The organism is Pedococcus sp., assembly GCF_036000045.1.
In the GTDB taxonomy this organism is placed as follows: Bacteria; Actinomycetota; Actinomycetes; order Actinomycetales; family Dermatophilaceae; genus Pedococcus.
Window position 1 is genome coordinate 1 of record NZ_DASYGF010000069.1, and the last position, 22,788, is coordinate 22,788.

Annotated in this window: 21 protein-coding genes and 2 tRNA genes; 16 read left to right on the forward strand and 7 right to left on the reverse strand. The window is 70.7% G+C overall.

Annotated features, from left to right (window positions below; genetic code table 11):
* The 4 genes from VGN50_RS10460 to cimA all read left to right on the forward strand — a co-directional run.
* A partial coding sequence (locus VGN50_RS10460; RefSeq protein ID WP_327444705.1) for an aldehyde dehydrogenase family protein occupies positions 1-1,377 on the forward strand: 1,377 nt, incomplete at its 5' end.
* Between the two features lie 31 nt (positions 1,378-1,408).
* The gene (locus VGN50_RS10465) at positions 1,409-2,176 is read left to right on the forward strand and encodes a 3-oxoacyl-ACP reductase (RefSeq protein WP_327444755.1); all 768 of its coding nucleotides are present in this window, start codon (positions 1,409-1,411) and stop codon (positions 2,174-2,176) included.
* A gap of 10 nt (positions 2,177-2,186) precedes the next feature.
* Positions 2,187-2,909, forward strand: a complete 723-nt coding sequence (locus tag VGN50_RS10470) for a gamma-glutamyl-gamma-aminobutyrate hydrolase family protein (protein ID WP_327444707.1) — start codon at positions 2,187-2,189, stop codon at positions 2,907-2,909.
* Positions 2,910-3,194: 285 nt separating this feature from the next.
* Positions 3,195-4,775, forward strand: coding sequence for a citramalate synthase (gene cimA, locus VGN50_RS10475; protein WP_327444708.1), 1,581 nt, complete (start codon positions 3,195-3,197; stop codon positions 4,773-4,775).
* Between the two features lie 6 nt (positions 4,776-4,781).
* Here the strand turns inward: cimA and argG are convergent, their stop codons facing one another.
* Positions 4,782-6,206 carry an argininosuccinate synthase gene (gene argG, locus VGN50_RS10480; protein WP_327444709.1) on the reverse strand — a complete coding sequence of 475 codons (1,425 nt, stop codon included), beginning with the start codon at positions 6,204-6,206 and terminating at the stop codon, positions 4,782-4,784.
* A gap of 6 nt (positions 6,207-6,212) precedes the next feature.
* A complete protein-coding gene (locus VGN50_RS10485; RefSeq protein WP_327444710.1) occupies positions 6,213-7,136 on the reverse strand; it encodes a 3-methyladenine DNA glycosylase in 924 nt (307 codons plus the stop codon).
* 73 nt (positions 7,137-7,209) lie between these two features.
* On the opposite strand from VGN50_RS10485, the gene VGN50_RS10490 reads away from it, so the two are divergent.
* The 5 genes from VGN50_RS10490 (at position 7,210) to VGN50_RS10510 (ending at position 10,957) form a co-directional block, all read left to right on the forward strand.
* On the forward strand, positions 7,210-8,163 hold the full coding sequence (locus VGN50_RS10490; RefSeq protein ID WP_327444711.1) for a GlxA family transcriptional regulator: 954 nt from the start codon (positions 7,210-7,212) through the stop codon (positions 8,161-8,163).
* Between the two features lie 30 nt (positions 8,164-8,193).
* The gene (locus tag VGN50_RS10495; protein ID WP_327444712.1) at positions 8,194-8,970 is read left to right on the forward strand and encodes a fumarylacetoacetate hydrolase family protein; all 777 of its coding nucleotides are present in this window, start codon (positions 8,194-8,196) and stop codon (positions 8,968-8,970) included.
* A 73-nt stretch (positions 8,971-9,043) separates the two neighbouring features.
* The gene (gene gltX, locus VGN50_RS10500) at positions 9,044-10,576 is read left to right on the forward strand and encodes a glutamate--tRNA ligase (protein ID WP_327444713.1); all 1,533 of its coding nucleotides are present in this window, start codon (positions 9,044-9,046) and stop codon (positions 10,574-10,576) included.
* Positions 10,577-10,708: 132 nt separating this feature from the next.
* Positions 10,709-10,780 (forward strand) — tRNA-Gln (locus VGN50_RS10505).
* Positions 10,781-10,884: 104 nt separating this feature from the next.
* Positions 10,885-10,957 (forward strand) — tRNA-Glu (locus VGN50_RS10510).
* A gap of 392 nt (positions 10,958-11,349) precedes the next feature.
* Here VGN50_RS10510 and VGN50_RS10515 read toward each other — a convergent pair.
* Complete coding sequence (locus tag VGN50_RS10515) at positions 11,350-12,093, reverse strand: IclR family transcriptional regulator (protein ID WP_327444714.1); 744 nt, start codon at positions 12,091-12,093, stop codon at positions 11,350-11,352.
* 156 nt (positions 12,094-12,249) lie between these two features.
* Between VGN50_RS10515 and leuC the strand changes: the two genes are divergently transcribed.
* The 4 genes from leuC to murA all read left to right on the forward strand — a co-directional run bounded on the left by leuC (position 12,250) and on the right by murA (position 16,891).
* Positions 12,250-13,662 (forward strand): 3-isopropylmalate dehydratase large subunit, encoded by a 1,413-nt coding sequence (gene leuC, locus VGN50_RS10520; RefSeq protein WP_327444715.1) that lies wholly within the window; start codon positions 12,250-12,252, stop codon positions 13,660-13,662.
* On the forward strand, positions 13,662-14,255 hold the full coding sequence (gene leuD, locus VGN50_RS10525) for a 3-isopropylmalate dehydratase small subunit (RefSeq protein WP_327444716.1): 594 nt from the start codon (positions 13,662-13,664) through the stop codon (positions 14,253-14,255). The genes leuC and leuD overlap by 1 nt, the downstream gene beginning before the upstream one ends.
* Positions 14,256-14,649: 394 nt before the next feature.
* A complete protein-coding gene (locus VGN50_RS10530) occupies positions 14,650-15,480 on the forward strand; it encodes an HU family DNA-binding protein (protein ID WP_327444717.1) in 831 nt (276 codons plus the stop codon).
* A 94-nt stretch (positions 15,481-15,574) separates the two neighbouring features.
* A complete protein-coding gene (gene murA / locus VGN50_RS10535; RefSeq protein WP_327444718.1) occupies positions 15,575-16,891 on the forward strand; it encodes a UDP-N-acetylglucosamine 1-carboxyvinyltransferase in 1,317 nt (438 codons plus the stop codon).
* A gap of 5 nt (positions 16,892-16,896) precedes the next feature.
* On the opposite strand, the gene cofC is transcribed toward murA, so the two are convergent.
* On the reverse strand, positions 16,897-17,787 hold the full coding sequence (gene cofC, locus VGN50_RS10540; RefSeq protein WP_327444719.1) for a 2-phospho-L-lactate guanylyltransferase: 891 nt from the start codon (positions 17,785-17,787) through the stop codon (positions 16,897-16,899).
* Positions 17,788-17,858: 71 nt separating this feature from the next.
* Here cofC and VGN50_RS10545 point away from each other — a divergent pair, with 71 nt between their 5' ends.
* Together VGN50_RS10545 and VGN50_RS10550 are read left to right on the forward strand one after the other, a co-directional pair.
* Entirely contained in the window at positions 17,859-18,641 is a 783-nt protein-coding gene (locus VGN50_RS10545) for a lysophospholipid acyltransferase family protein (RefSeq protein ID WP_327444720.1), read from the forward strand.
* Positions 18,638-19,636: an NAD(P)H-dependent glycerol-3-phosphate dehydrogenase gene (locus tag VGN50_RS10550; RefSeq protein ID WP_327444721.1), complete on the forward strand. Its 999-nt coding sequence runs from the start codon at positions 18,638-18,640 to the stop codon at positions 19,634-19,636. Before VGN50_RS10545 ends, VGN50_RS10550 begins: the two co-directional genes overlap by 4 nt.
* A gap of 43 nt (positions 19,637-19,679) precedes the next feature.
* Here the strand turns inward: VGN50_RS10550 and VGN50_RS10555 are convergent, their stop codons facing one another.
* Positions 19,680-20,753, reverse strand: a complete 1,074-nt coding sequence (locus VGN50_RS10555; protein ID WP_327444722.1) for a trans-sulfuration enzyme family protein — start codon at positions 20,751-20,753, stop codon at positions 19,680-19,682.
* Positions 20,754-20,827: 74 nt separating this feature from the next.
* Between VGN50_RS10555 and VGN50_RS10560 the strand changes: the two genes are divergently transcribed.
* The gene (locus tag VGN50_RS10560; RefSeq protein WP_327444723.1) at positions 20,828-21,985 is read left to right on the forward strand and encodes a D-alanine--D-alanine ligase family protein; all 1,158 of its coding nucleotides are present in this window, start codon (positions 20,828-20,830) and stop codon (positions 21,983-21,985) included.
* A 57-nt stretch (positions 21,986-22,042) separates the two neighbouring features.
* Here the strand turns inward: VGN50_RS10560 and VGN50_RS10565 are convergent, their stop codons facing one another.
* Both VGN50_RS10565 and VGN50_RS10570 read right to left on the reverse strand, forming a co-directional pair.
* Positions 22,043-22,531 carry a DUF3515 family protein gene (locus VGN50_RS10565; protein WP_327444724.1) on the reverse strand — a complete coding sequence of 163 codons (489 nt, stop codon included), beginning with the start codon at positions 22,529-22,531 and terminating at the stop codon, positions 22,043-22,045.
* A 22-nt stretch (positions 22,532-22,553) separates the two neighbouring features.
* A complete protein-coding gene (locus VGN50_RS10570; protein WP_056884115.1) occupies positions 22,554-22,787 on the reverse strand; it encodes an Lrp/AsnC family transcriptional regulator in 234 nt (77 codons plus the stop codon).
* Position 22,788: the final 1 nt, after the last annotated feature.

Consider the following 22,788-nt stretch of genomic DNA (forward strand, 5'->3'; position numbering starts at 1 on the left):
ACGACAACTCGGCACGAGGTCGTCAACCCGGCCACCGGAGAGGTCGTCACCCAGGTCACCCTGGCCGGCCTCGAGGAGACCGACGCGGCGATCGCGGCCGCGGAGGCCGCCGGTCCCGGGTGGCGGTCCGTCTCGCCCGCCGACCGTGGCCGGCTGCTGCGGCGGTTCTCCGAGGTCGTCGACGACCACCGCGAGGAGCTTGCCCAGCTCGAGGTGGCCAACGCCGGCCACACCATCGGCAACGCCCGGTGGGAGGCAGGCAACGTCCGCGACGTGCTGGCGTACTACGCCGCAGCTCCCGAGCGACACTTCGGGCGCCAGATCCCAGTGGCCGGCGGCCTGGACGTGACGTTCAAGGAGCCGCTCGGCACCGTGGCCATCATCGTCCCCTGGAACTTCCCGATGCCGATCGCGGGCTGGGGCTTCGCCCCTGCGCTCGCGGCCGGCAACACGGTCGTCCTGAAGCCGGCCGAGCTCACGCCCATGACCGCGATCCGCCTGGGCGAGCTCGCCCTCGAGGCAGGGCTGCCCGAGGGCGTGTTCACCGTGATTCCCGGCAAGGGGTCGGTCGTGGGTGAGCGGTTCGTGACCCACCCCGCTGTGCGCAAGGTGTGCTTCACCGGCTCGACAGCGGTGGGGCAACGGATCATGCGAGGCGCCGCCGACCAGGTCAAGCGGGTGACGCTCGAGCTCGGTGGCAAGAGCGCGAACATCATCTTCGCCGACAGCGACCTGGAGCGGGCGGCGGCGACGGCGCCGTACGGCGTCTTCGACAACGCCGGTCAGGACTGCTGTGCTCGTAGCCGGATCCTGGTGCAGCGCAGTGTGTTCGACCGGTTCATGGAGCTCCTCGAGCCCGCGGTCAAGGGCGTGGTCGTGGCAGACCCGTCACAGGAGTCGACCGAGATGGGGCCGCTCATCAGCGCCGGCCAGCGCGACACGGTGCGGTCGTTCGTCGACGAGCCCTCCGAGCCGGTCGACGTGGCGTTCCGCGGTGAGGCGCCCGGCGGCGAGGGGTTCTGGTACCCCGCCACTGTGGTGCTGCCGCGCTCCACGCAGGACCGCGTCTGGCAGGAGGAGATCTTCGGCCCGGTCGTCGCCGTCATGCCGTTCGACGACGAGGCGGACGCGGTCACGAAGGCCAACGACACGGCATACGGGCTGTCCGGCTCGATCTGGACGCGCGACGTCGGCCGGGCCATCCGCGTGGCCCGCGGCGTCGAGGCCGGCAACCTGTCCGTCAACTCGCACAGCAGCGTCCGCTACTCGACCCCGTTCGGCGGCTTCAAGCAGTCAGGCCTCGGCCGCGAGCTGGGGCCCGATGCGCTCGACGCCTTCAGCGAGGTCAAGAACGTCTTCATTGCCACCGATGACTGACATCTCCACCACCACTCGAGAGGACCCACACATGGCAGGCAGGCTCGACGGCAGGGTTGCCGTCGTCACGGGCGGATGCAGCGGCATCGGGCTGGCGACGGTCCGACGCTTCGCCGAGGAGGGCGCCACGGTCGTCATCGGCGACCTCGACGACGCGGCGGGCGAGCGGGTGGCCGACGAGGTCGGTGGTGCCTACGTGCACTGCGACGTCACCGACGCCGACGAGGTCAATCGCCTTTTCGCCACGGCCAAGGAGCGGTTCGGCAGTGTCGACGTGGCGTTCAACAACGCGGGGATCTCGCCGCCCGAGGACGACTCGATCCTGACGACCGACCTCGAGGCTTGGCGCAAGGTGCAGGAGGTGAACCTGACCAGCGTCTACCTGTGCTGCAAGGCGGCGCTGCCCTACATGCTGGAGCAGAAGCGCGGGTCGATCATCAACACCGCGTCCTTCGTCGCGGTCATGGGCGCGGCCACCAGCCAGATCTCCTACACCGCCAGCAAGGGCGGCGTGCTGTCCATGTCGCGCGAGCTGGGTGTCCAGTTCGCCCGTGAGGGGGTGCGCGTCAACGCCCTGTGCCCTGGCCCGGTCAACACCCCGCTGCTCCAGGAGCTGTTCGCCAAGGATCCCGAGCGGGCGGCCCGTCGCATGGTGCACATCCCCGTCGGGCGGTTCGCCGAGCCCGCCGAGATCGCCAACGCCGTGCTGTTCCTGGCGAGCGACGAGTCGAGCTTCATCACAGCGTCGCAGTTCCTGGTGGACGGCGGGATCGCGGGCGCGTACGTCACCCCCGTGTGATGGGGATGTGATGAGCCTGCGGCGGCGCCCGGTCATCGGGATCACGTGCTACGTCGAGCCGGCCACCAGGGGTGGCTGGGTCGACGTCCCCAGCGCCATCCTGCCGATGCGCTACGTCACGATGGTCGAGGAGTCCGGCGGCCTGGTGATGCTCGTGCCACCGCGGGCCGACGCCGACGAGGCGCTGGCAGCCGAGGTGCTCGAGCGCCTCGATGGGCTCGTGATCGCCGGTGGCGCCGACATCGACCCCCAGCGGTATGCCGCCGATCGGCACCCCGAGGTGCAGGAGTCGCGGGCGGACCGCGACGGCACCGAGCTGGCCCTCGCGAGAGTGGCTGGAGAGACGGACATCCCGCTGCTGGGCATCTGTCGCGGAATGCAGGTGATGGCCGTGGCCGCCGGCGGCGTCCTGGAGCAGCATGTGCCGGACCGCGTCGGGCACGTCGACCACGCGCCCGGGCTGGCGGTCTACGGCGCGCACGACGTCGAGACCGTGCCGGGAACCCGGCTGGCGGAGCTGCTCGGTCCGCAGGCGACGGTGCCGACGTACCATCACCAGTCGGTCCAGACACACCCCGGCTTCGAGGCGGCGGCGTGGGCCCCGGACGGCACGTTGGAGGCGATGGAGGACCCCGCCGCGACGTTCCGGGTCGGCGTGCAGTGGCATCCCGAGATGGGCACGGACCCGCGCCTCTTCGACGCGCTCGTGCAGGCCGCGCGGGTGCGCTCGTGACGTCGGTGGTGACCACCATGCGGACCAGGGATTCAGCCCCTGGACAGGACCTGTCACAGTGAGCGCGTGACGTCCTGGCACATGGCTACCACCATGGTGATTATCGACTAGCGCGACGAGCCCTCCTCGTCGCGCAGACCTCCCGCACCCGGGGGGTCTTTCGCTTTTTCAGACATTCGTCTGTAAGGCGCTGCCGGCCACACCCCAGGCCCGGCGGCGGGCGGGACGGCGGAGGACAATGACCACCAGGACACAGGCGAGACCGAGTGTGATGAGGACCAGCTGATGAGCGACCTGCACGTCTACGACACCACCCTGCGCGACGGCGCGCAGCAGGAGGGGCTCAACCTCTCCGTGTCGGACAAGCTGGCGATCGCGATGCACCTCGACGAGCTCGGCGTGGGCTACATCGAGGGCGGCTGGCCGGGCGCGAACCCCAAGGACACGGAGTTCTTCGCCCGCGCCCGCAGCGAGCTGCGACTGCAGCACGCCACCCTCGCGGCCTTCGGCGCGACCAGGCGGGCCGGCGGTAACGCGGCCGACGACCCGCTGGTCCGCGCCCTGGTCGACTCGGGCGCCCCCGTCGTCACGATCGTCGCCAAGTCCCATGTGCGCCACGTCGAGTCGGCGCTGCGCACCACCCTCTCGGAGAACCTCGACATGGTGCGCGACACCGTGGCCTTCCTCTCTGGGGAGGGGCGGCGGGTGTTCCTCGACGCCGAGCACTTCTTCGACGGGTACGCCGCGGACCGCGCCTATGCGCTGGAGGTGATCCGGGCGGCGGTCGAGTCCGGCGCCGAGGTCGTGGCCCTCTGCGACACCAACGGCGGGATGCTGCCGGACCAGATCGCGGACGTCGTCGCCGACGCGGTGGCGGCCACGTCGGCACGCCTGGGCATCCACTGTCACAACGACACCGGGTGCGCGGTCGCGAACTCCATGGCGGCGGTGCAGGCTGGGGCCACCCATGTGCAGGGCACCATCAACGGCTATGGCGAGCGCACCGGCAACGCGGACCTGCTCACGGTTGTCAGCAACCTCCAGATCAAGCAGGGCATGCCGCTCCTGGAGACCGGGAGACTGCGTGAGGCGACGCGCATCGCCCATGCCATCAGCGAGATCACCAACGTCCCGCCCTACTCGCGCCAGCCCTACGTCGGCGCCAGCGCCTTCGCGCACAAGGCCGGCCTGCACGCCAGCGCGATCAAGGTCGACCCCGACCTCTACCAGCACACCGACCCTCAGCACGTCGGCAACGACATGCGCATGCTGGTCTCCGACATGGCCGGTCGGGCCAGCATCGAGCTCAAGGGCCGCGAGCTGGGCTACGACCTCGCGGGCGACGACGAGACGCTGTCGCGGGTGCTGGCGCGGGTCAAGGGTCTCGAGCTGCGGGGCTATACCTTCGACGCCGCCGACGCGTCCTTCGAGCTCTTGCTGCGCCAGGAGGTCGAGGGCAGGGGCTACGACTTCTTCGAGGTGGAGTCCTGGCGCGTCATCACCGACTCCCGGGGTGACGACGACGCCCTCTCCGAGGCGACCGTCAAGCTCTTCGCCGGCGGCGAGCGGGTGCTGGCGACCGGCGAGGGGAACGGCCCCGTCAACGCCCTCGACCACGCCCTGCGCCAGGCTCTCGCGCCTGCCTACCCCGAGCTGGACAAGCTCGAGCTCATCGACTTCCGGGTGCGCATCCTCGACGCCGCGCACGGCACGGACGCCGTGACGCGCGTGCTGATCGAGACCTCCGACGGCTCCACGTCCTGGGAGACCATCGGGGTCGCGGGCAACATCATCGAGGCGTCCTGGCAGGCGCTGGTCGACGGCGTGACCTACGGCCTGGTGCGGGCGGGCGTTCCCGTCCGCTGACCCGCGTCAGTCGGTGCCCGACTCCATCGCGGCGCGGTCCAGGGCGTCGTCGTCCGAGTCGGCCTGGGCCGCAACGGGGTTGGACGAGATCTCCTTCGCGCCGCCGGGCTCGAGGTCGCCCACGAGGTCCTGGTGACGGGCGACGAGCTGGCCCTGCGCGGCATACAGCTCGAGCTTGGCCCGGGAGTCCGCGATGTCGAGGTTGCGCATCGTCAGCTGACCGATCCGGTCGACGGGGCCGAAGGCCGCGTCCTCGGTGCGCTCCATCGAGAGCTTCTCGGGGTGGTAGCTGAACGCCGGACCCTCGGTGTTGACGATGGAGTAGTCGTCTCCGCGACGCAGCCGCACGGTGACCTCACCGGTGACCACCGAGGCGACCCAGCGCTGCAGCGACTCGCGCAGCATCAGCGACTGCGGGTCGAGCCACCGGCCTTCGTAGAGCAGACGACCCAGACGGCGACCCTCCGCGTGGTAGTTCGCGATGGTGTCCTCGTTGTGGATCGCGTTGAGCAGCCGCTCGTACGTCAGGTGCAGCAGGGCGAGCCCGGGTGCCTCGTAGATGCCGCGAGACTTGGCCTCGATGATGCGGTTCTCGATCTGGTCGGACATGCCGAGCCCGTGGCGCCCACCGATGCGGTTGGCCTCGTCGACCAGTGCCACGGCGTCCGGGAAGGTCTGTCCGTTGATCGCCACCGGGCGGCCCTGCTCGAAGCGCACGGTGACGTCCTCCGTGGCGATCTGGACCGACTCGTCCCAGAAGGCCACGCCCATGATGGGCTGGACGATCTCCATGCTCTCGCTGAGGAACTCGAGCGTCTTGGCCTCGTGTGTCGCGCCCCAGATGTTGGCGTCCGTGGAGTACGCCTTCTCGGCGCTCGCGCGGTAGGGCAGGTCACGCGCAGTGAGCCACTCGGACATCTCCTGGCGGCCGCCCAGCTCGGAGACGAACTCGGCGTCGAGCCACGGCTTGTAGATGCGCAGCGCGGGGTTGGCGAGCAGGCCGTAGCGGTAGAAGCGCTCGATGTCGTTGCCCTTGAAGGTCGACCCGTCACCCCAGATGCCGACGCCGTCGTCCTTCATGGCCCGCACGAGCAGCGTGCCGGTGACCGCGCGGCCCAGGGGAGTGGTGTTGAAGTAGGTCTTGCCACCGCTGCGGATGTGGAAGGCGCCGCACGCGACGGCTGACAGCCCCTCCTCGACGAGCGCCGCTCGGCAGTCGACCAGACGGGCGAGCTCGGCGCCGTACTGGCCGGCGCGGTCGGGGACCGTGTCGATCTCAGGCTCGTCGTACTGCCCGAGATTGGCGGTGTAGGTGCAGGGGATCGCGCCCTTCTCGCGCATCCACGCAACGGCGACAGAGGTGTCCAGACCGCCCGAGAAGGCGATCCCGACACGCTCACCAACAGGCAGGGACGTCAGAACCTTCGACACGGTAGGTCAGCCTACGGCCACGTCGACGCTCCCGCGCACAGCGTCCAGCGCAGCGAGGAGGCGGGTGCGCAGGAGCTGGCCGCGCTCGGCGAACGCGCGCTGCCTCGCGGCATACTCCGCCCGTCCGGTGGCGGTCTCGATCGGCAGGGGCGCGTAGCCGAGCGCACGCAGGTCGTACGGGGAGGCGCGCATGTCGAGCACGCGGATCTCGCGGGCCAGGTCGAAGCAGTCCATCGTCAGATTGCTGGGAACCGCCGGCGCGAGCTTCATCGCCCACTTGTAGAGGTCCATCCCGGCGTGCAGGCAGCCGGGCTGCTCCAGGCTCTCCTGTCGCTCGCGGGTGGGCTGCAGCAGGTTCAGCGAGCGGGCAGGCGGCGTGTAGAAGCGGTAGGCGTCGTAGTGCGTGCACCTCAGCTGCAGGCTCTCGACCACCGCATCGGTCCCGGCGCCACCCAGCCGCAGGGGCCAGCCGCGGTGGCGCACCTCGTCCTCCTCCAGCCGGTAGACCATGGCCCACTCGTGCAGCCCGAAGCAGCCGAGCTGAGCCGGTCGGGCGGCGGTCGCCGAGACCAGGCGGTGCACCCGGTCGAGCAGGTCGCCACGCGCCCGCAGGTAGGCCGTCCGGTCGAGCTCGACACCCCCGGCCGCCTCGCGGTAGTGGCGCCACCCGGCGCGCGGCAGGTCTTCGGCATCGGCCAGGAGCACACCGGGGCCCGGGTGCCAGCGCCGCAGCTGCGCCGGCTTGAAGGGGTAGTAGGTGAACAGGAAGTCCTCGACCGGGTGCGCGCGGCCGGACTGCCGGCGTTCGCGGTGGGTGGCCGTAGCCGCGTCGACGCGCTCCTGGTGGGCGGCCTCCCGTTCGGTCCACTCCTCGCGCGCCAGCACTCGCGGCAGGAGTGGGAGGGTTCGCGGTGCCTCGGTCGAGCTCACCCGGTGAAGGGTAGCCGTGGGGGGCTGATGGCAGAACCAAGTCATTGAGCCGGCTTCCTGCCACACTGGGGGCATGGCCCTGTCCACGGTGGCCGCCATCGCCACCAGCCCGATGTCCCTGTTCGAGATGTCCATCGCCGGCGAGGTGTTCGGTCTCGACCGCACCGACGACGGCGTGCCGCCGTTCACGTTCCTCACGTGCGGCGAACGTCCCGGCGAGGCCGTCCCCACGACCAGCGGCGGCCATTTCGTGCCCACCCACACGTGGCGGGATGCCGTCAGCGCCGACCTCGTCGTCATCCCGGCAGGGGGCATCAAGGACACCTATCCCGATGAGCTGCTCGACACGATCCGTGACGCGCACCGACAGGGGGCGACCATCCTGTCGATCTGCACGGGCGCCTTCATCCTCGCCGAGGCGGGCCTGCTGGACGGCCTCTCGGCCGTGACGCACTGGAGGTATGCCGAGCAGTTCGCGTCCCGCTTCCCCCGGACCCAGGTGTCGATGGACGTCCTCTACATCGACCACGGCTCGATCGTCACCGGTGCGGGTACAGCGGCGGGGATCGACGCCTGCCTGCACCTCGTGCGGCGTGAGCTCGGTGCGAGCGTCGCGACCCGGATCGCCCGGCGCATGGTGGTGCCACCGCAGCGCGACGGCGGGCAGCGTCAGTACGTCGAGGCGCCGGTGCCCGACAGCGACTGCGAGAGCATCCAGCCGGTGCTCGACCACATCACCCGGCACCTCGACGCGGCGCACGCGGTCCCTGAGCTGGCCAGGCTCGCGATGATGTCGGAGCGCACCTTCGCGCGCCGGTTCGTCAAGGAGACCGGCACGACGCCACACAAGTGGGTCGTCCAGCAGAGGGTGCTCCGCGCCCGCGAGCTGCTCGAGCAGACCGACCTGCCGGTGGACTCGGTCGCAGCCCAGAGCGGCTTCGGCTCCGCGGCCTTGCTGCGCAGCCACTTCCAGACCGTCGTCGGCACCTCACCCCAGCGCTACCGCCGCGAGTTCTCCGCCCGCTGACCGCTGAGAGGCGCCGGATAGGCTCATCCTGTGCGCATCGCGAGATACACGACAGGTGAGGACCCGGCCTACGGCATCGTCGAGGGGGAGCCAGGCAAGGAGCTCATCGCCCAGGTGCAGGGCGACCCGCTCTACCAGCCCATCGTGCTGACCGGCGAGCAGGTCCTCCTCGAGGAGGTTCGCCTGCTCACGCCCGTCATCCCGCGCAGCAAGGTGATCGGGGTGGGCAAGAACTACGCCGACCACGCCCGAGAGATGGGTGGCGAGCCGCCCACGGAGCCGTTGCTCTTCCTCGTCCCCAACACCGCCGTGGTGGGGCCCGGTGACCCCGTGGTCATGCCGTCGATCACCGACGAGGTGTCCTACGAGGGCGAGCTTGCGGTGGTCATCGGCCGGATCGCCAAGGACGTGCCGCGGGAGCGCGTCAAGGAGGTCGTCTACGGCTACACCTGCGCCAACGACGTCACCGCCCGCGACCTGCAGCGCAGCGACGGACAGTGGGCACGCGCCAAGGGTTTCGACACCTCGTGCCCCCTCGGCCCGTGGATCGTCACCGACCTGGACGTCTCGGACCTGGCCATCCGCACCCGCCACGGCGGCGAGGTGGTCCAGGACGGCACGACGGCCGACATGATCCACGACGTGGAGACGCTGGTCTCGTACATCTCGCAGGCGTTCACCCTGCTGCCCGGCGACGTGATCCTCACGGGGACGCCTGCCGGTGTCGGCCTGGTCCAGCCCGGCTCGAGCGTGAGCGTGGAGATCGAGGGCATCGGGACCCTCACCAACCCCTTCGTCCGCCGCTGAGGCGACGTATGCCGCGTGGCCCGGCCACGCGGCATACGAGCCCTGGGGTGCCGGTCCCTAGAATCGGGGCACCATGACAGACCAGCCCGCCAGCACCCACCCCACCCCTCGCCTGCGCGTCGCGCCGTCGCCCACCGGTGACCCGCACGTCGGCACCGCCTACATGTCGCTGTTCAACCTGGCCTTCGCCCGCCAGCAGGGCGGCAGCTTCGTGCTGCGCATCGAGGACACCGACAGGGCACGGTTCCGCGAGGACAGTGAGCAGCAGGTGTTCGACACCCTGCGCTGGCTGGGTCTGCAGTGGGACGAGGGACCCGACGTGGGCGGCCCGTACGCGCCGTACCGCCAGTCGGAGCGGCTCGACACCTACCGCCCGTACGTCGAGCGGCTGCTGGCGGAGGGCAAGGCGTACCACTGCTGGTGCTCCACGGAGCGGCTCGCACAGATGCGCGAGGTGCAGCAGAAGAGCAAGCAGCCCACCGGCTACGACCGCCTGTGCCACGGCAGGACCCGCGACGAGCGCGCCCAGCTTCCGGGCTTCTCCGAGACGCCGGTCGTGCGGATGCTCATCCCCGAGGACGTGGAGCTCCAGTTCGATGACCTCATCCGCGGCCGGGTCTCGGCGCCGCGTCCGGACGACCAGGTGATCCTCAAGGCCGACGGCTTCCCGACCTACCACCTCGCCGTCGTCGTGGACGACCACGAGATGGGCATCACCCATGTCGTGCGCGGCGAGGAGTGGATCTCCAGCACACCGAAGCACAACCTGCTCTACCGCTGGTTCGGGCTGGAGCCGGTCCGGTGGGCGCACATGCCGCTGCTGCGCAACACCGACAAGTCGAAGATCTCTAAGCGCAAGAACCCTGCGGCGAGGCTCACCTGGTTCCAGGAGCAGGGCTACCTGCCCGAGGCGCTGGTGAACTTCCTGGCCCTGCTGGCCTACCCGCCGGCAGTCGGCCCGGACGGTGAGGACGTCGAGGTCTTCACCTTCGAGGAGTTCAGCAGCGACTTCGACTGGAAGAAGGTCAACCCGGTCGGGCCGATCTTCGACCTCAAGAAGCTCGAGTGGCTCAACGGCGTCTACATCAGGGCGCTCGAGACCGGGCAGCTGGCCTCGCGGCTGCTGCCCTACCTCCAGCGCGACGGTGTGATGCCGGCGAGCCCGAGCCTGGGTGAGCTGGCCCGCCTCGGCAAGGTCACCGAGCTGATCCAGACCCGCATGGTCCTGCTGTCCGAGGCGACGGCGCTGGTCCGGCCGTTCTTCGTGGCCGACGACGAGCTCGAGATCGCCGATGACGCCAGGGCCCAGCTCAAGGACGACTCCCGTGAGGTCCTGGCCGCAGCGATCGACGCGCTCGGCCCCCTCGACGACGCGGGCCAGGGCGTCCTCGGGTCGGACAGCGGCTGGAGGGCCGCCCCGATCGAGGCGGCCCTGCGCGCCGCCATCGTGGACGGCATGGGGATCAAGCCGAAGTTCGCGTTCGGGCCGCTGCGCACGGCGGTCTCGGGGCAGCGGATCAGCCCTCCGCTGTTCGAGTCCATGGAGATCCTCGGCAAGGCCCCGACCCTGTCCCGGCTGGGCCGCCTGCGCGACCAGCTGGGCTGACGCGGCACACTCCGCCAGCCCGGGCCGGCCGGTCCGCAGTGGCCGATTTGGGAACGCGCTCGCGAGCCCGGTAGTATCGGCTCTCGGTTCACCCCCTGAAGGCTTTCGAGCGCGCGGGGAGTGATACCCCCTTGGGGTATGGTGTAATTGGCAACACTACGGTTTCTGGTACCGTCATTCTAGGTTCGAGTCCTGGTACCCCAGCTCAGGCGCAAGTCCTTGTGACAGACGCCGATTCGGAGATTCCCACCACCTTCGGTAAGGTTCTCTCCGCTGCCCGGGCGTCCGCGCCAGGTCAGACCAGCTAGGGCCCCGTTGTGTAGCGGCCTAGCACGCCGCCCTCTCAAGGCGGTAGCGCGGGTTCGAATCCCGTCGGGGCTACGCGATGAAGGCCCTCGTCCTCGGACGAGGGCCTTCGCCGTCTCTGCGTGGTGCACCGCCCCGACGGCACCCGGATCTGCTCATGCGCCGACGCCAGCGTGGCCCATCCGGAGAGGGCCCCGGGGACTCCTCGCGCGATACGAAAGCCGCCTGGGGACATCCGAAAGGCGGTTTCGGTTCGCGAGCCGACACCCAGGGGGCTCCATGGGAGTTACTCGCGACGAGTCTTGCCTGACGAAACCGCCTTGCCCGTTGCCGCGCCGATGTCGAAGGATGACCGCGGGGACACCCGGCGGTGCGCATGCCAGGGCGTTCGAGCGAAGGGGGTCGAGTTCGCCCGTGACGGTATGCGCGCCGCCCCCCGCCCACTCGCGGCGGGTGACGCGCTGGACTCAGGCGTTGTTCTGCTGCTGCTGCTGTGCATGGTGACGGGCGAGCACCTCGGTGAGCTTGTTCGCGCCGGCCACCACGGTCGCGGCGTGCAGCCGGCCCGGCTGCCGGGAGAGGCGCTCGATCGGCCCGGAGATCGAGACCGCAGCCACGACCCGCCCCGAAGGCCCGCGCACCGGCGCGGAGACGGACGCCACGCCCGCCTCTCGCTCACCGACGCTCTGCGCCCAGCCGCGACGGCGGACGCCGGACAGGCTCGTCGCCGTGAACTTCGCGCCGTGCAGCCCGCGGTGGAGGCGGTCCGGCTCCTCCCAGGCGAGCAGCACTTGGGCGGCCGAGCCGGCGAGCATCGACAGGGTGGCCCCAACCGGGATGGAGTCGCGCAGCCCGACCGGCCGCTCGGCCGCCGAGACGCAGATGCGCTGGTCTCCCTGACGGCGGAACAGCTGGGCGCTCTCGTTCGTGTGGTCGCGCAGCGCCCCCAGCACGGGGCCTGCGGCGGCGAGCAGCCGGTCCTCGCCGGCCGCGGCGGCCAGCTCGGCCAGGCGCGGACCGAGCACGAATCGGCCCTGCAGGTCGCGGCTGACGAGCCGGTGATGCTCCAGCGCCACGGCCAGGCGGTGGGCCGTGGGACGGGCCAGGCCGGTGGCCGTGACGAGCTGCGCGAGGGTCGACGGTCCGGCCTCTAGGGCGCCGAGGACGATGGCCGCCTTGTCCAGAACGCCGACTCCACTGGTGTTGTCCATGGGATGATATTGACGTCTCATTGCCTGAGACGCAAATCCCCGGGGGTGGACCGCGTGCCAACCTCCGAGAGACGGTACGACGTAGGACCCGGAGACGACGTGGTGACCGGGGGCTGGACGCGGCGAAGGCCGGAAACTGCTAAGGAAGTGGGAGACGTGTCAGGAACCCTGGCCGAGAAGGTGTGGGACGCCCATGTGGTGCGTCGTCGGGACGGTGAGCCGGATCTGCTGTACATCGACCTCCACCTGATTCACGAGGTCACCTCCCCCCAGGCCTTCGACGGGCTGCGGCTGGCCGGCCGCAAGGTCCGCCGCCCGGACCTCACCTTGGCCACCGAGGACCACAACGTCCCGACCACCCCCGGCCCCATCACCGACCCGGTCAGCAGGACCCAGGTCGAGACCCTGCGCCGCAACTGCGAGGAGTTCGGCGTCCGGCTCTTTCCCATGGGAGACGCTGAGCAGGGCATCGTTCACGTGGTCGGCCCGCAGCTGGGTCTGACCCAGCCCGGCATGACCATCGTGTGCGGCGACTCCCACACCTCGACCCATGGGGCCTTCGGCGCCCTGGCGTTCGGCATCGGCACGTCCGAGGTCGAGCACGTGCTGGCGACCCAGACGCTGCCTCTCAAGCCCTTCAAGACGATGGCCATCACGGTCGACGGCCGGCTCCAGCCCGGCGTGACGGCCAAGGACATCGTCCTGGCGGTCATCGCCAAGATCGGCACCGGCGGCGGCCAGGGCTACGTCCTGGAGTTCCGTGGCAGCGCCATCCGCGCGCTGTCCATGGAGGCGCGGATGACCGTCTGCAACATGTCGATCGAGGCCGGCGCCCGGGCCGGGATGATCGCCCCCGACGAGACGACCTTCGCCTATCTCCAGGGCCGTGACCACGCCCCCTCAGGCGACCAGTGGGACGCCGCCGTGGCCGACTGGAGCCTGCTGCACAGTGACGACGACGCCGTCTTCGACGCCGAGGTGCACCTCGACGCCGACACCCTGACGCCGTTCGTCACGTGGGGAACGAACCCCGGCCAGGGGCTGCCGCTCGGCGAGTCCGTGCCGGACCCCGAGACGATGACCGACACCGAGAAGGCGGCGGCACGCCATGCCCTCGAGTACATGGGCCTGACCGCCGGCACTCCCTTGCGCGACATCAAGGTCGACACCGTCTTCGTCGGGTCCTGTACCAACGGCCGCATCGAGGACCTCCGCGCTGCCGCCGAGATCGTCAAGGGCCACCACGTGGCCGATGGGGTCCGCATGCTCGTCGTGCCCGGCTCTGCGCGCGTCCGGCTCCAGGCCGAGCAGGAAGGCTTGGACAAGGTCTTCACCGCGGCGGGCGCCGAGTGGCGTCTGCCCGGCTGCTCGATGTGCCTCGGCATGAACCCCGACCAGCTCGCCCCGGGGGAGCGCAGCGCCTCGACCTCCAACCGCAACTTCGAGGGGCGGCAGGGCAAGGGCGGCCGCACCCATCTCGTCAGCCCCCTGGTCGCCGCAGCCACGGCCCTGCGCGGCACGCTCTCGAGCCCCGCTGACCTCGTCGACGCCACGGACGGAGGCAAGTGATGGACAGCTTCACGACCCACACCGGTATAGGGGTGCCGTTGCGTCGCAGCAACGTTGACACCGACCAGATCATCCCGGCGGTCTACCTCAAGCGGGTCACCCGGACGGGCTTCGAGGACGGCCTCTTCGCGGCGTGGCGCAGGGACGAGTCCTTCGTCCTCAACCACCCCTCGTATGCCGCGGGTTCGGTGCTCGTAGCCGGCCCTGACTTCGGGACCGGGTCGTCGCGTGAGCATGCCGTCTGGGCGCTGATGAACTACGGCTTCCGCGTCGTCCTGTCCTCCCGGTTCGCCGACATCTTCCGCGGCAACAGCGGCAAGCAGGGGCTCCTGACCGCCCAGCTCGCCCAGGACGACATCGAGCTCATCTGGAAGTACCTCGACAACGAGCCGGGGTCGTCGGTGACCGTCGACCTCGTCTCCCGGACGGTCACGGCGGGCGACATCATCGCCCCGTTCGAGGTCGATGACTACACCCGCTGGCGGCTCCTCGAGGGGCTGGACGACATCAGCCTGACCCTGCGTCACGAGCAGGACGTCACCGACTTCGAGAGCCGGCGCCCGTCCTACAAGCCTTCCGCCGGCGCTGCCTGACCCCGCGGCGCGCCGACACGGTCACGTTGTCGGCGACCGGGCTGAACAACCACGAGGTGGCCCTCGGTGCAACGCGCCGGGGGCCACTGGCGATGTGTCGGGCGACAGCGACAGCGCAGTCCTTTGATGTGAAAGTCCTTGTGGAACAACGCGTTTCGTCCCATCACGGCCGCATCTGAGGCGCGCGACAGGCGCGCGCTAGTGGAGTCGACCCCGACTTCCGGCGGGGCCCGAGGTGGCCTGAATCCGTTGCGACACAATGGATCAGGGCGTCGGGATGGTGGACTCCCGGCCACAACAGCCCTAACGTCAGGCTTGAGGTCGGGCATCGGCTCGGCCGCACACCTCGTCGGACTAAGGCGTTCGACCTCACTCACCCTGTGGAGGGGAAGACGTGAACAAGGCAGAACTGATCAAGGAGCTCGAGACTCGCCTCGGCAGCCGCAAGGCCGCCAGCGACGCCCTGACGGCGGTCGTCGACGTGGTCATCCGTGAGGTGGCCAAGGGTGGCACGGTCGCGATCACCGGTTTCGGCACGTTCGAGCAGGCTGCCCGCGCGGCACGAACCGGACGCAACCCCCGCACGGGCGCCAGTGTGAAGATCAAGAAGACGGTCGTCCCCAAGTTCCGCGCCGGCTCTGCCTTCAAGGACGTCGTGAAGAACCCTCGCTCGCTGCCCAAGGCAGCCGCTGCCGGCGCCCGTGCCGCGGCGGGCACGGCCACCAAGGCCGCGGCCGCCGGAGCCAAGAAGGCTGCTCCAGCTGCCACGAAGTCGGCCGCAGCCAAGAAGGCAGCGACCACCACGACCAGAAAGAGCGCCACCAAGGCGACGACCAGGGCGGCAGCCACGAAGTCCACCGCCACGAAGGCCGCCGCCACGAAGTCCACGACGGCCAGGTCCGCGGCCGCGAAGAAGACCACCACGAAGGCTGCTCCCGCCGCCAGGTCGACGGCGAAGCGGACTGCGCCCACCAAGGCGGCGACCGCCAAGGCCACCACCGCCAAGACCACCACCGCCAAGACCACCACCAAGAGCGCAGCCAAGAGGTCGACGCCGGCCAAGACGGCGACCACGCGCGCAGCCACCAAGTCGGCCCCGGCCAAGGTTGCGGCGAAGTCCACCGCCAAGGCCACCACCGCCAAGAAGACCACGAGCAAGGCCACCACCGCCAAGGCGACCAGCGCGAAGAAGGCCACCGCCAAGCGCACCGCCAAGCGGGCCTGATCGCCCGGCATACGCACGCCGGCTTTTCCACGCACACGGCGGCCGCCACCCCTCGGGGTGTCGGCCGCCGTTGGCGTTTGCGATGCTTGGCCCCATGGTCAACATCCTCACGGTGAACGGCGGAGTCCCTCTGGTCGGCGACATCGAGGTTCGCGGTGCGAAGAACCTCGTGTCCAAGGCCATGGTCGCTGCCCTGCTGGCCGAGGGTCCGTGCCGGCTGAGGGGGGTCCCGGAGATCTCCGACGTCAAGATCGTCTCGGGCCTGCTCGAGCTGCACGGCGTCAAGATCGAGGCGACGGACCGTGACGGCGAGCTGCTGCTCGACCCCACCAACGTCGAGCAGGCGCACGTGGCCGACATCGATGCGCACGCCGGCTCCTCCCGAGTCCCGGTGCTGTTCTGCGGACCGCTGCTGCACCGCCTCGGCGAGGCCTTCATCCCCGACCTCGGCGGGTGCCGCATCGGCGAGCGGCCCATCAACTACCACCTCGACGTGCTGCGCAACTTCGGCGCTGACGTCCAGAAGCGCCCCGAGGGTCTGCGTCTGACCGCGCCGAACGGCCTGCACGGGGCGCGGATCCACCTGCCCTACCCCAGCGTCGGAGGCACGGAGCAGGTGCTGCTGACCGCGGTGCGGGCCCAGGGTGTCACCGAGCTGCGCAACGCCGCGGTCGAGCCCGAGATCCTCGACCTCATCGCGGTGCTCCAGAAGATGGGCGCGGTGATCAGCGTCGAGACCGACCGGGTCATCAAGATCGAGGGCGTCGAGCGGCTCGGTGGCTACGACCACCTCGCCATCCCGGACCGCATCGAGGCCGGGTCGTGGGCCTGCGCGGCACTGGCGACCAAGGGCGACATCTACGTGCGGGGTGCGCAGCAGCTCGCCATGATGCCGTTCCTCAACGTCTTCCGGAAGATCGGGGGCGACTTCGACATCGACGACGAGGGCATCCGGTTCTGGCACGCGGGCGGACCGCTGTCGTCGCTGGTGCTCGAGACCGACGTGCACCCCGGGTTCATGACGGACTGGCAGCAGCCGCTGGTCGTCGCCCTCACGCAGACCACCGGCCTGTCCATCGTCCACGAGACGGTCTACGAGAACCGGCTCGGCTTCACCGACGCCCTCGCCGAGATGGGCGCGGTCATCCAGCTGTATCGGGAGTGCCTGGGTGGCTCCCCGTGCCGCTTCGGGCGCGCCAACTTCCGGCACAGTGCCGTCATCTCCGGCCCGACCCCGCTCAAGGGCGCCGAGATCACCGTGCCCGACCTGCGTGGCGGGTTCAGCTACCTCATCGCGGCGCTGGCGGCCGAGGGACAGTCCAAGGTGCACGGGATCGAGCTGATCTACCGAGGCTACGAGCGGTTCTCCGAGAAGCTCGACGCCTTGGGCGCCGACTACGAGGTCGGCTGACCGGCTCAGCCGATCCGCTGGTCCTCGCCGATGCCCACGATCCACAGGCGCGAGACCTCACCGGCGGGCGCGAGGTCGATGCTCAGCCGCTGACCGCGTCGCAGGTGGCGCAGCGCGCTCGCCGCGAACACCTCGGCGCTGAAGCTCACCTGTCGCCCGTCGTCGAGCAGGACCGACCCGGCCCCGCTGTCCTCGTCGAAGCTGTGCACGCTGGCCTGCATGGTCGGCAGCGTAGCCGCCGCGCCCCGGAGCGCTGCCGTGGTGGCCGGACCAACGCCGAGTGCGAGGGCGGCTGCGAGGTCGGTGTCGGCGTCGACGTCGGTCCGCAGGCGGGGGAGAGGCAGCTCGAGCCGACGGTAGCCCGCCGCCTCGTGGCGTGCTGCCGAGCCCGGCCCGAACCTCGGCGCCAGGTCCGCCCCGCGGCGTGCGGCGAGCAGCACGGTGCCGGTCCCGGAGGCATCGGGCACGACGGACGTCTCGTGCTCGCTGGCGGCGGCCAGCGCGTCGAGCACGTCCCCGGGGCGCAGCGAGGGCAGGTCGCCGAGCAGCGCGGCGACGGGCTGGTCGGGACCACCGTCGGCGAGCACCCGGTCGCGACCCGCCTCCACAGCGCGGTTGAGCCCGTGCCCGGGGTCGGCGACGACGACCGCCCCGCAGCGCTCGGCCACGGCAGCCGCCCGCACATCGGTGGTCACGACGAGAAGGTGACCACGCGGCATACCGGCAGCGCACGCCGTGAGGCAGTCCTCGGCGAGCGCCAGCGCCAGCGCGGCCCGCTCGACGCCGGGCGGTGGGTGCAGCCGCGACTTGGCCCCCGGACCACCCTTGACGGGGACGACGAGGCGCCACGCGAGCGGGTCTGGTCCTCCGGTCATCAGGACGATGGTCTCAGCCATCGCTAGGGTGCTCGACACCGACCCCATGAGCCGGGAGGATGCACACCCGTACCCATCGACAGGGAGCTTTTGTGACCGCCAGCGGCAACCCGCCTTTGCCCTTCGCCTACCGCTTCGTCGTCGCGCTGGTCCGTCCGCTCTTGATGGTCCTCACGCGGCGTGACTGGCGGGGCGCCGAGAACCTGCCGAGGACGGGCGGTTTCGTGGCGGCGCCCAACCATCTCTCCTACGTCGACCCGCTCATCTTCGGGCACTTCATGGTCGACAACGGGCGCGCACCGTTCTTCCTCGGCAAGGAGAGCGTGTTCCGGGTCCCCGTCGTGGGCGCGATCCTGCGGGCGGCCGACCAGATCCCCGTCTACCGCAACACCGGGCAGGCCGCAGACGCGTTCCGGGCCGCCGTGGGCGCCATCCAGGAGGGCAAGTGCGTCGGGGTCTACCCCGAGGGCACGCTGACCCGCGACCCGGACCTGTGGCCGATGGTCGGCAAGACAGGCGCGGCTCGGATCGCCCTGACCACCCACTGCCCGGTGATCCCGGTCGCCCAGTGGGGTCCCGAGGCGATCCTGGCGCCGTACTCCAAGCGCCTGCGGCTCCTGCCTCGCAAGACGATGCACGTCAGCGCCGGACCGGCCGTCGACCTCAGCGACCTCTACGACGTCCCGATGACGGGTGCGGTCCTGCGTGAGGCGACCGACCGGATCATGACCGCTCTGGCAGCTCAGCTGGCCGAGCTGCGGGGCGGACAGCCGCCGGCCGAGCGGTTCGACTCGCGCAAGCACGGACTGCCCGAGACCGGCAACTTCCACAAGGCCAAGCGACGCCCCAGCGGCGCCCACGGGGCCGACGCATGACCACGGCTGCTGTCTACGGCATGGGCAGCTGGGGCACCGCGTATGCCGCCGTGCTCGCCGACGGCGGCACGACGGTGCGCATGTGGGGACGGCGCGCGGAGGTGGTCGAGCAGGTCAACGCGGGGAGCAACGAGGACTACCTGCCCGGGATCGAGCTGCCCTCAGGGATCACCGCAACGACCGACCCGGCCGAGGCCGCCGAGGGGGCAGACATCGTCGTGCTGGCGGTGCCCTCGCAGACCCTGCGGGCCAACCTCGCGGACTGGGGCGGGGTCCTGCCCCGCAGAGCGGCTGTCGTCTCGCTGATGAAGGGGGTCGAGCTCGGCACCACCAAGCGCATGAGCGAGGTGATCGCCGAGGTGGCCGGGGTCGAGCAGGAGCGGATCGTCGTCGTCTCGGGTCCCAACCTCGCCAAGGAGATCGCCCTCAAGCAGCCGGCCGCGAGTGTGGTCGCCTGCGTCGACGAGGACGTCGCCGAGTTGGTGGCCGAGGCGTCCAACCCCCCGTACTTCCGGCCCTACACCAACACCGACGTGGTGGGCACCGAGCTGTGCGGGGCCGTGAAGAACGTCATCGCCCTCGCGGTCGGCATGGCGGAGGGGCTCGGCATGGGGGACAACTCCAAGGCGTCCATCATCACCCGTGGGCTCGCGGAGACCACCCGCATCGGTATGGCGCTGGGTGCCGACCCCATGACGTTCGCCGGGCTGGCGGGGGTGGGCGACCTCATCGCCACGTGCATGTCGCCGCTGTCACGCAACCGCACCTTCGGGCTCAACCTCGGCCGGGGCATGTCGGTGGCAGAGGTCGTGGCGGTGACCCGGCAGACCGCCGAGGGCGTCAAGTCGTGCGAGTCGATCCTCGAGCTCGCTCAGAAGCACGACGTGCAGGTCCCGATCATCGAGCAGGTCGCGGCGGTGGTGCATGACGGACGCCCGCCCGCCGAGGTCGTCGCGGCGCTCATGACCAGGGCGCTGAAGAACGAGACGGACTGAGACCCGTCTGTTCAGTGGTTCGTCGGGTCGTCCGCCCGTCGGCTCAGCGCTGCAGCGCCTGGTCGAGGTCGGCCCACAGGTCGTCGACGTCCTCGATGCCGACCGAGAGCCGGAGCAGCTCCTCAGGCACGGCCACCGGCTCGGCCGGATGCCGCCGGCGGCGCTCGACCTGGGACTCCACTCCGCCGAGGCTGGTCGAGTGGGTCCAGAGCCGGGTGGCGGCCGCCACCCGCTCGGCACCGTCGGCGCCCCCGGGCACCTCGATAGACACGATCGCCCCGAACCCCGGGTAGCGCACCCGGTCGACACCAGGGTGCTGCCTCAGTCGGGCCGCCAGCTCCTTGGCGTTCGCGGTGGCCCGCTCGAGGCGCACATGGAGGGTTCGCAGGCCGCGTAACGCGAGCCAGGTCTCCATCGGGCCGGCGATGGCGCCGCCGAGCAGACGGGACCGGGACAGGCGCTCGTGCAGCGCCCGTCCCCGCTCGTCCGGCGTCGTCACCGTGGCGCCCAGGATCACGTCGCTGTGGCCGCTCAGGTACTTCGTGACCGAGTGCACCACGACGTCGATCCCCAGGCCGAGCGGCTGCTGCACGAGCGGGGTGGCAAAGGTGTTGTCGCAGACCGAGATCACCCCGCGCTCCCGCGCGGCTGCCGCCAGTGCCGCGAGGTCCGAGACCTCGAGCAGCGGGTTGCTCGGGGACTCGAGCCACACGAGGTCGGCTCCGTCCATCGCGGCCACGGTGGCGTCGACGTCCGTGGGGTCCACCCAGCGCACCTCGAACCTGCCGTCGCGCTCGGCGTCCAGGAGGCTGGCCACGGTGCCGTTGTAGGCCGCGCGCGGCGCCACCACGACATCGCCGTGCCCGGCCAGGGAGAGGGCCGCGGTCACCGCCGCCATCCCGGAGGCGAAGACGAGGGCGTCACCGCCCTCCAGCGCGCCCAGCGCCTCCTCGAAGGCGGACCAGGTCGGGTTGCCGCCCCGCGCGTAGTTGACCGGGCCGTCCGCCACGTAGGTGGAGGACAGCTCGAGCGGGGCGTTCACGCCGGCACCCGGCATACGGTCCTGGCGGCCCAAGGCCACCACACGGCTGGCGGGGGCGAGGTGTTCGTGGCTCACGCACGCCAGCCTAGAGGGAGCCGTCGCGGGTCGTGGCCCGTGCCCGGGTGGGCCTCGGGATACGCTCCTGGGCGATGACTACGGACCAGCCCGCCCCCCGCGCTCCCCGCCAGCCGGACCTGCGCAAGCCGCGCGTCGCCGTCGTCTTCGGCGGTCGCTCCTCCGAGCACGCGGTCTCGTGTGCCACGGCGGCCGGCGTCATGCAGGCGCTCGACCGCGAGACGTACGACCTCGTCGCCATCGGCATCTCCCGCGACGGGCGCTGGGTCCTGGCGGACGGCGACCCGGCGCGGCTGGAGCTGACCACCTCGCACACGCCGGAGGTGGCCGGGGACGGCGCCGGCGTCGTAGTGCCGCTCGCCACCACCGACCGCTCGCTGACCGTGCTGGAGCCCGAGGAGGTGCCGCGCAGCCTTGGCGAGGTCGATGTCGTGTTCCCTTTGCTGCACGGGCCGTTCGGTGAGGACGGCACGATCCAGGGCATGCTGGAGCTGGCCGACATCCGGTACGTCGGCTCGGGAGTGTTCGCCTCGGCAGCGGGCATGGACAAGCACTACATGAAGGTCGTGTTCGCCAGCGCGGGGCTGCCGGTGGGCCCGTACACCGTGGTCACCGACGCCCAGTGGCGGCGCGACAAGGCCGCGGCCATGGATGCCGTGGGCGCGCTGACCTATCCCGTGTTCGTCAAACCGGCTCGCGCCGGGTCGAGCATGGGCATCTCCAAGGTCTCGGAACCTGAGGGGCTCGAAGCCGCGATCGAGGTCGCCCGACAGCACGACCGCAAGGTCATCGTCGAGCAGGGCATCGTGGGCCGAGAGATCGAGTGCGCGGTGCTGCAGGGTCGCGGCACGGACGGGCCGCGGACCTCCCAGGTCGGCGAGATCGTCGTGGAGTCCGGTGGCGGTCACGAGTTCTACGACTTCGAGGCCAAGTACCTCGACGAGCAGGGAGTCGTGCTCAGCTGCCCGGCCGAGGTGCCCGACCGCATCTCGGCCGAGGTGCGACGACTGGCCGCGGCGGCGTTCGACGCCCTCGGGTGCGAGGGGCTGGCACGGGTCGACTGCTTCTACACCGAGTCGGGGGACGTGCTGATCAACGAGATCAACACCATGCCCGGGTTCACCCCCCACTCGATGTACCCGCAGATGTGGGCGGCGACAGGGGTCTCCTACCCCGAGCTGATCGACGAGCTCATCCAGCTGGCGCTGACCCGACCCGTCGGCCTGCGCTGAGGCCTGCTCGCCTAGCTGCTGCCAGCAGAGGTTAGGGGCTGGTGGCGGGGGCGTCGGTCAGCTGCAGGCGCGGCCGTTGGTCGGCAGGGCCTTGGCGGCCGCGCCGAACGCCGGCAGGAGCAGGGGCTCCGGTGCGTACGCCTTGGGCACCAGCACCTCGATCACCGTCGAGCGCCCGAACGTCCGGAACCGCACGCCGTCGTCGAGCTGGTGGGCGACCCAGTCCACCCCGTCGACCTGGATGCACTGATCGGTGGTGGGCCCCAGCTCGGGCCATCCGCACGTCGCGATGATGGCCGGGTCACCCCAGGCTGCGGCGTCGGGGTTGCTCGGGGAGACCGAGCGGCGGGCCTTGCGGCTCACGGTGTGTGGCCAGAGTCGGTCCGGCCGGTCGCAGGCGGCGGTATGCCGCGGGGCGGCGCGGACGTCGACCGAGGACGAGCAGCCGGACAGCACACCACCGGCCACCCCGAGGACGAGGAGGCCGGTGGCGATGGTATGACGCGAGCCTGCGGCCGTGCGGCCGGGACCGGTGGTCACCGGCATGGCGCCGCAGCCGGAGCGCAGGTCAGACGTGGACGACTGTGCAGGTGAGCGTGCGGGTGATGCCCGGCACGTCCTGGATCTTGGCGATGACGAGCTTGCCCAGCTCGTCGACGGTGTTGGCTTCGACGCGGGCGATCACGTCATAGGGGCCGGTCACGTCCTCGGCCAGGACCACTCCGGCGATGCCGGCGATGGCCTCGGCCACGGAGGCCGCCTTGCCGACTTCGGTCTGGATCAGGATGTACGCCTGGACCACC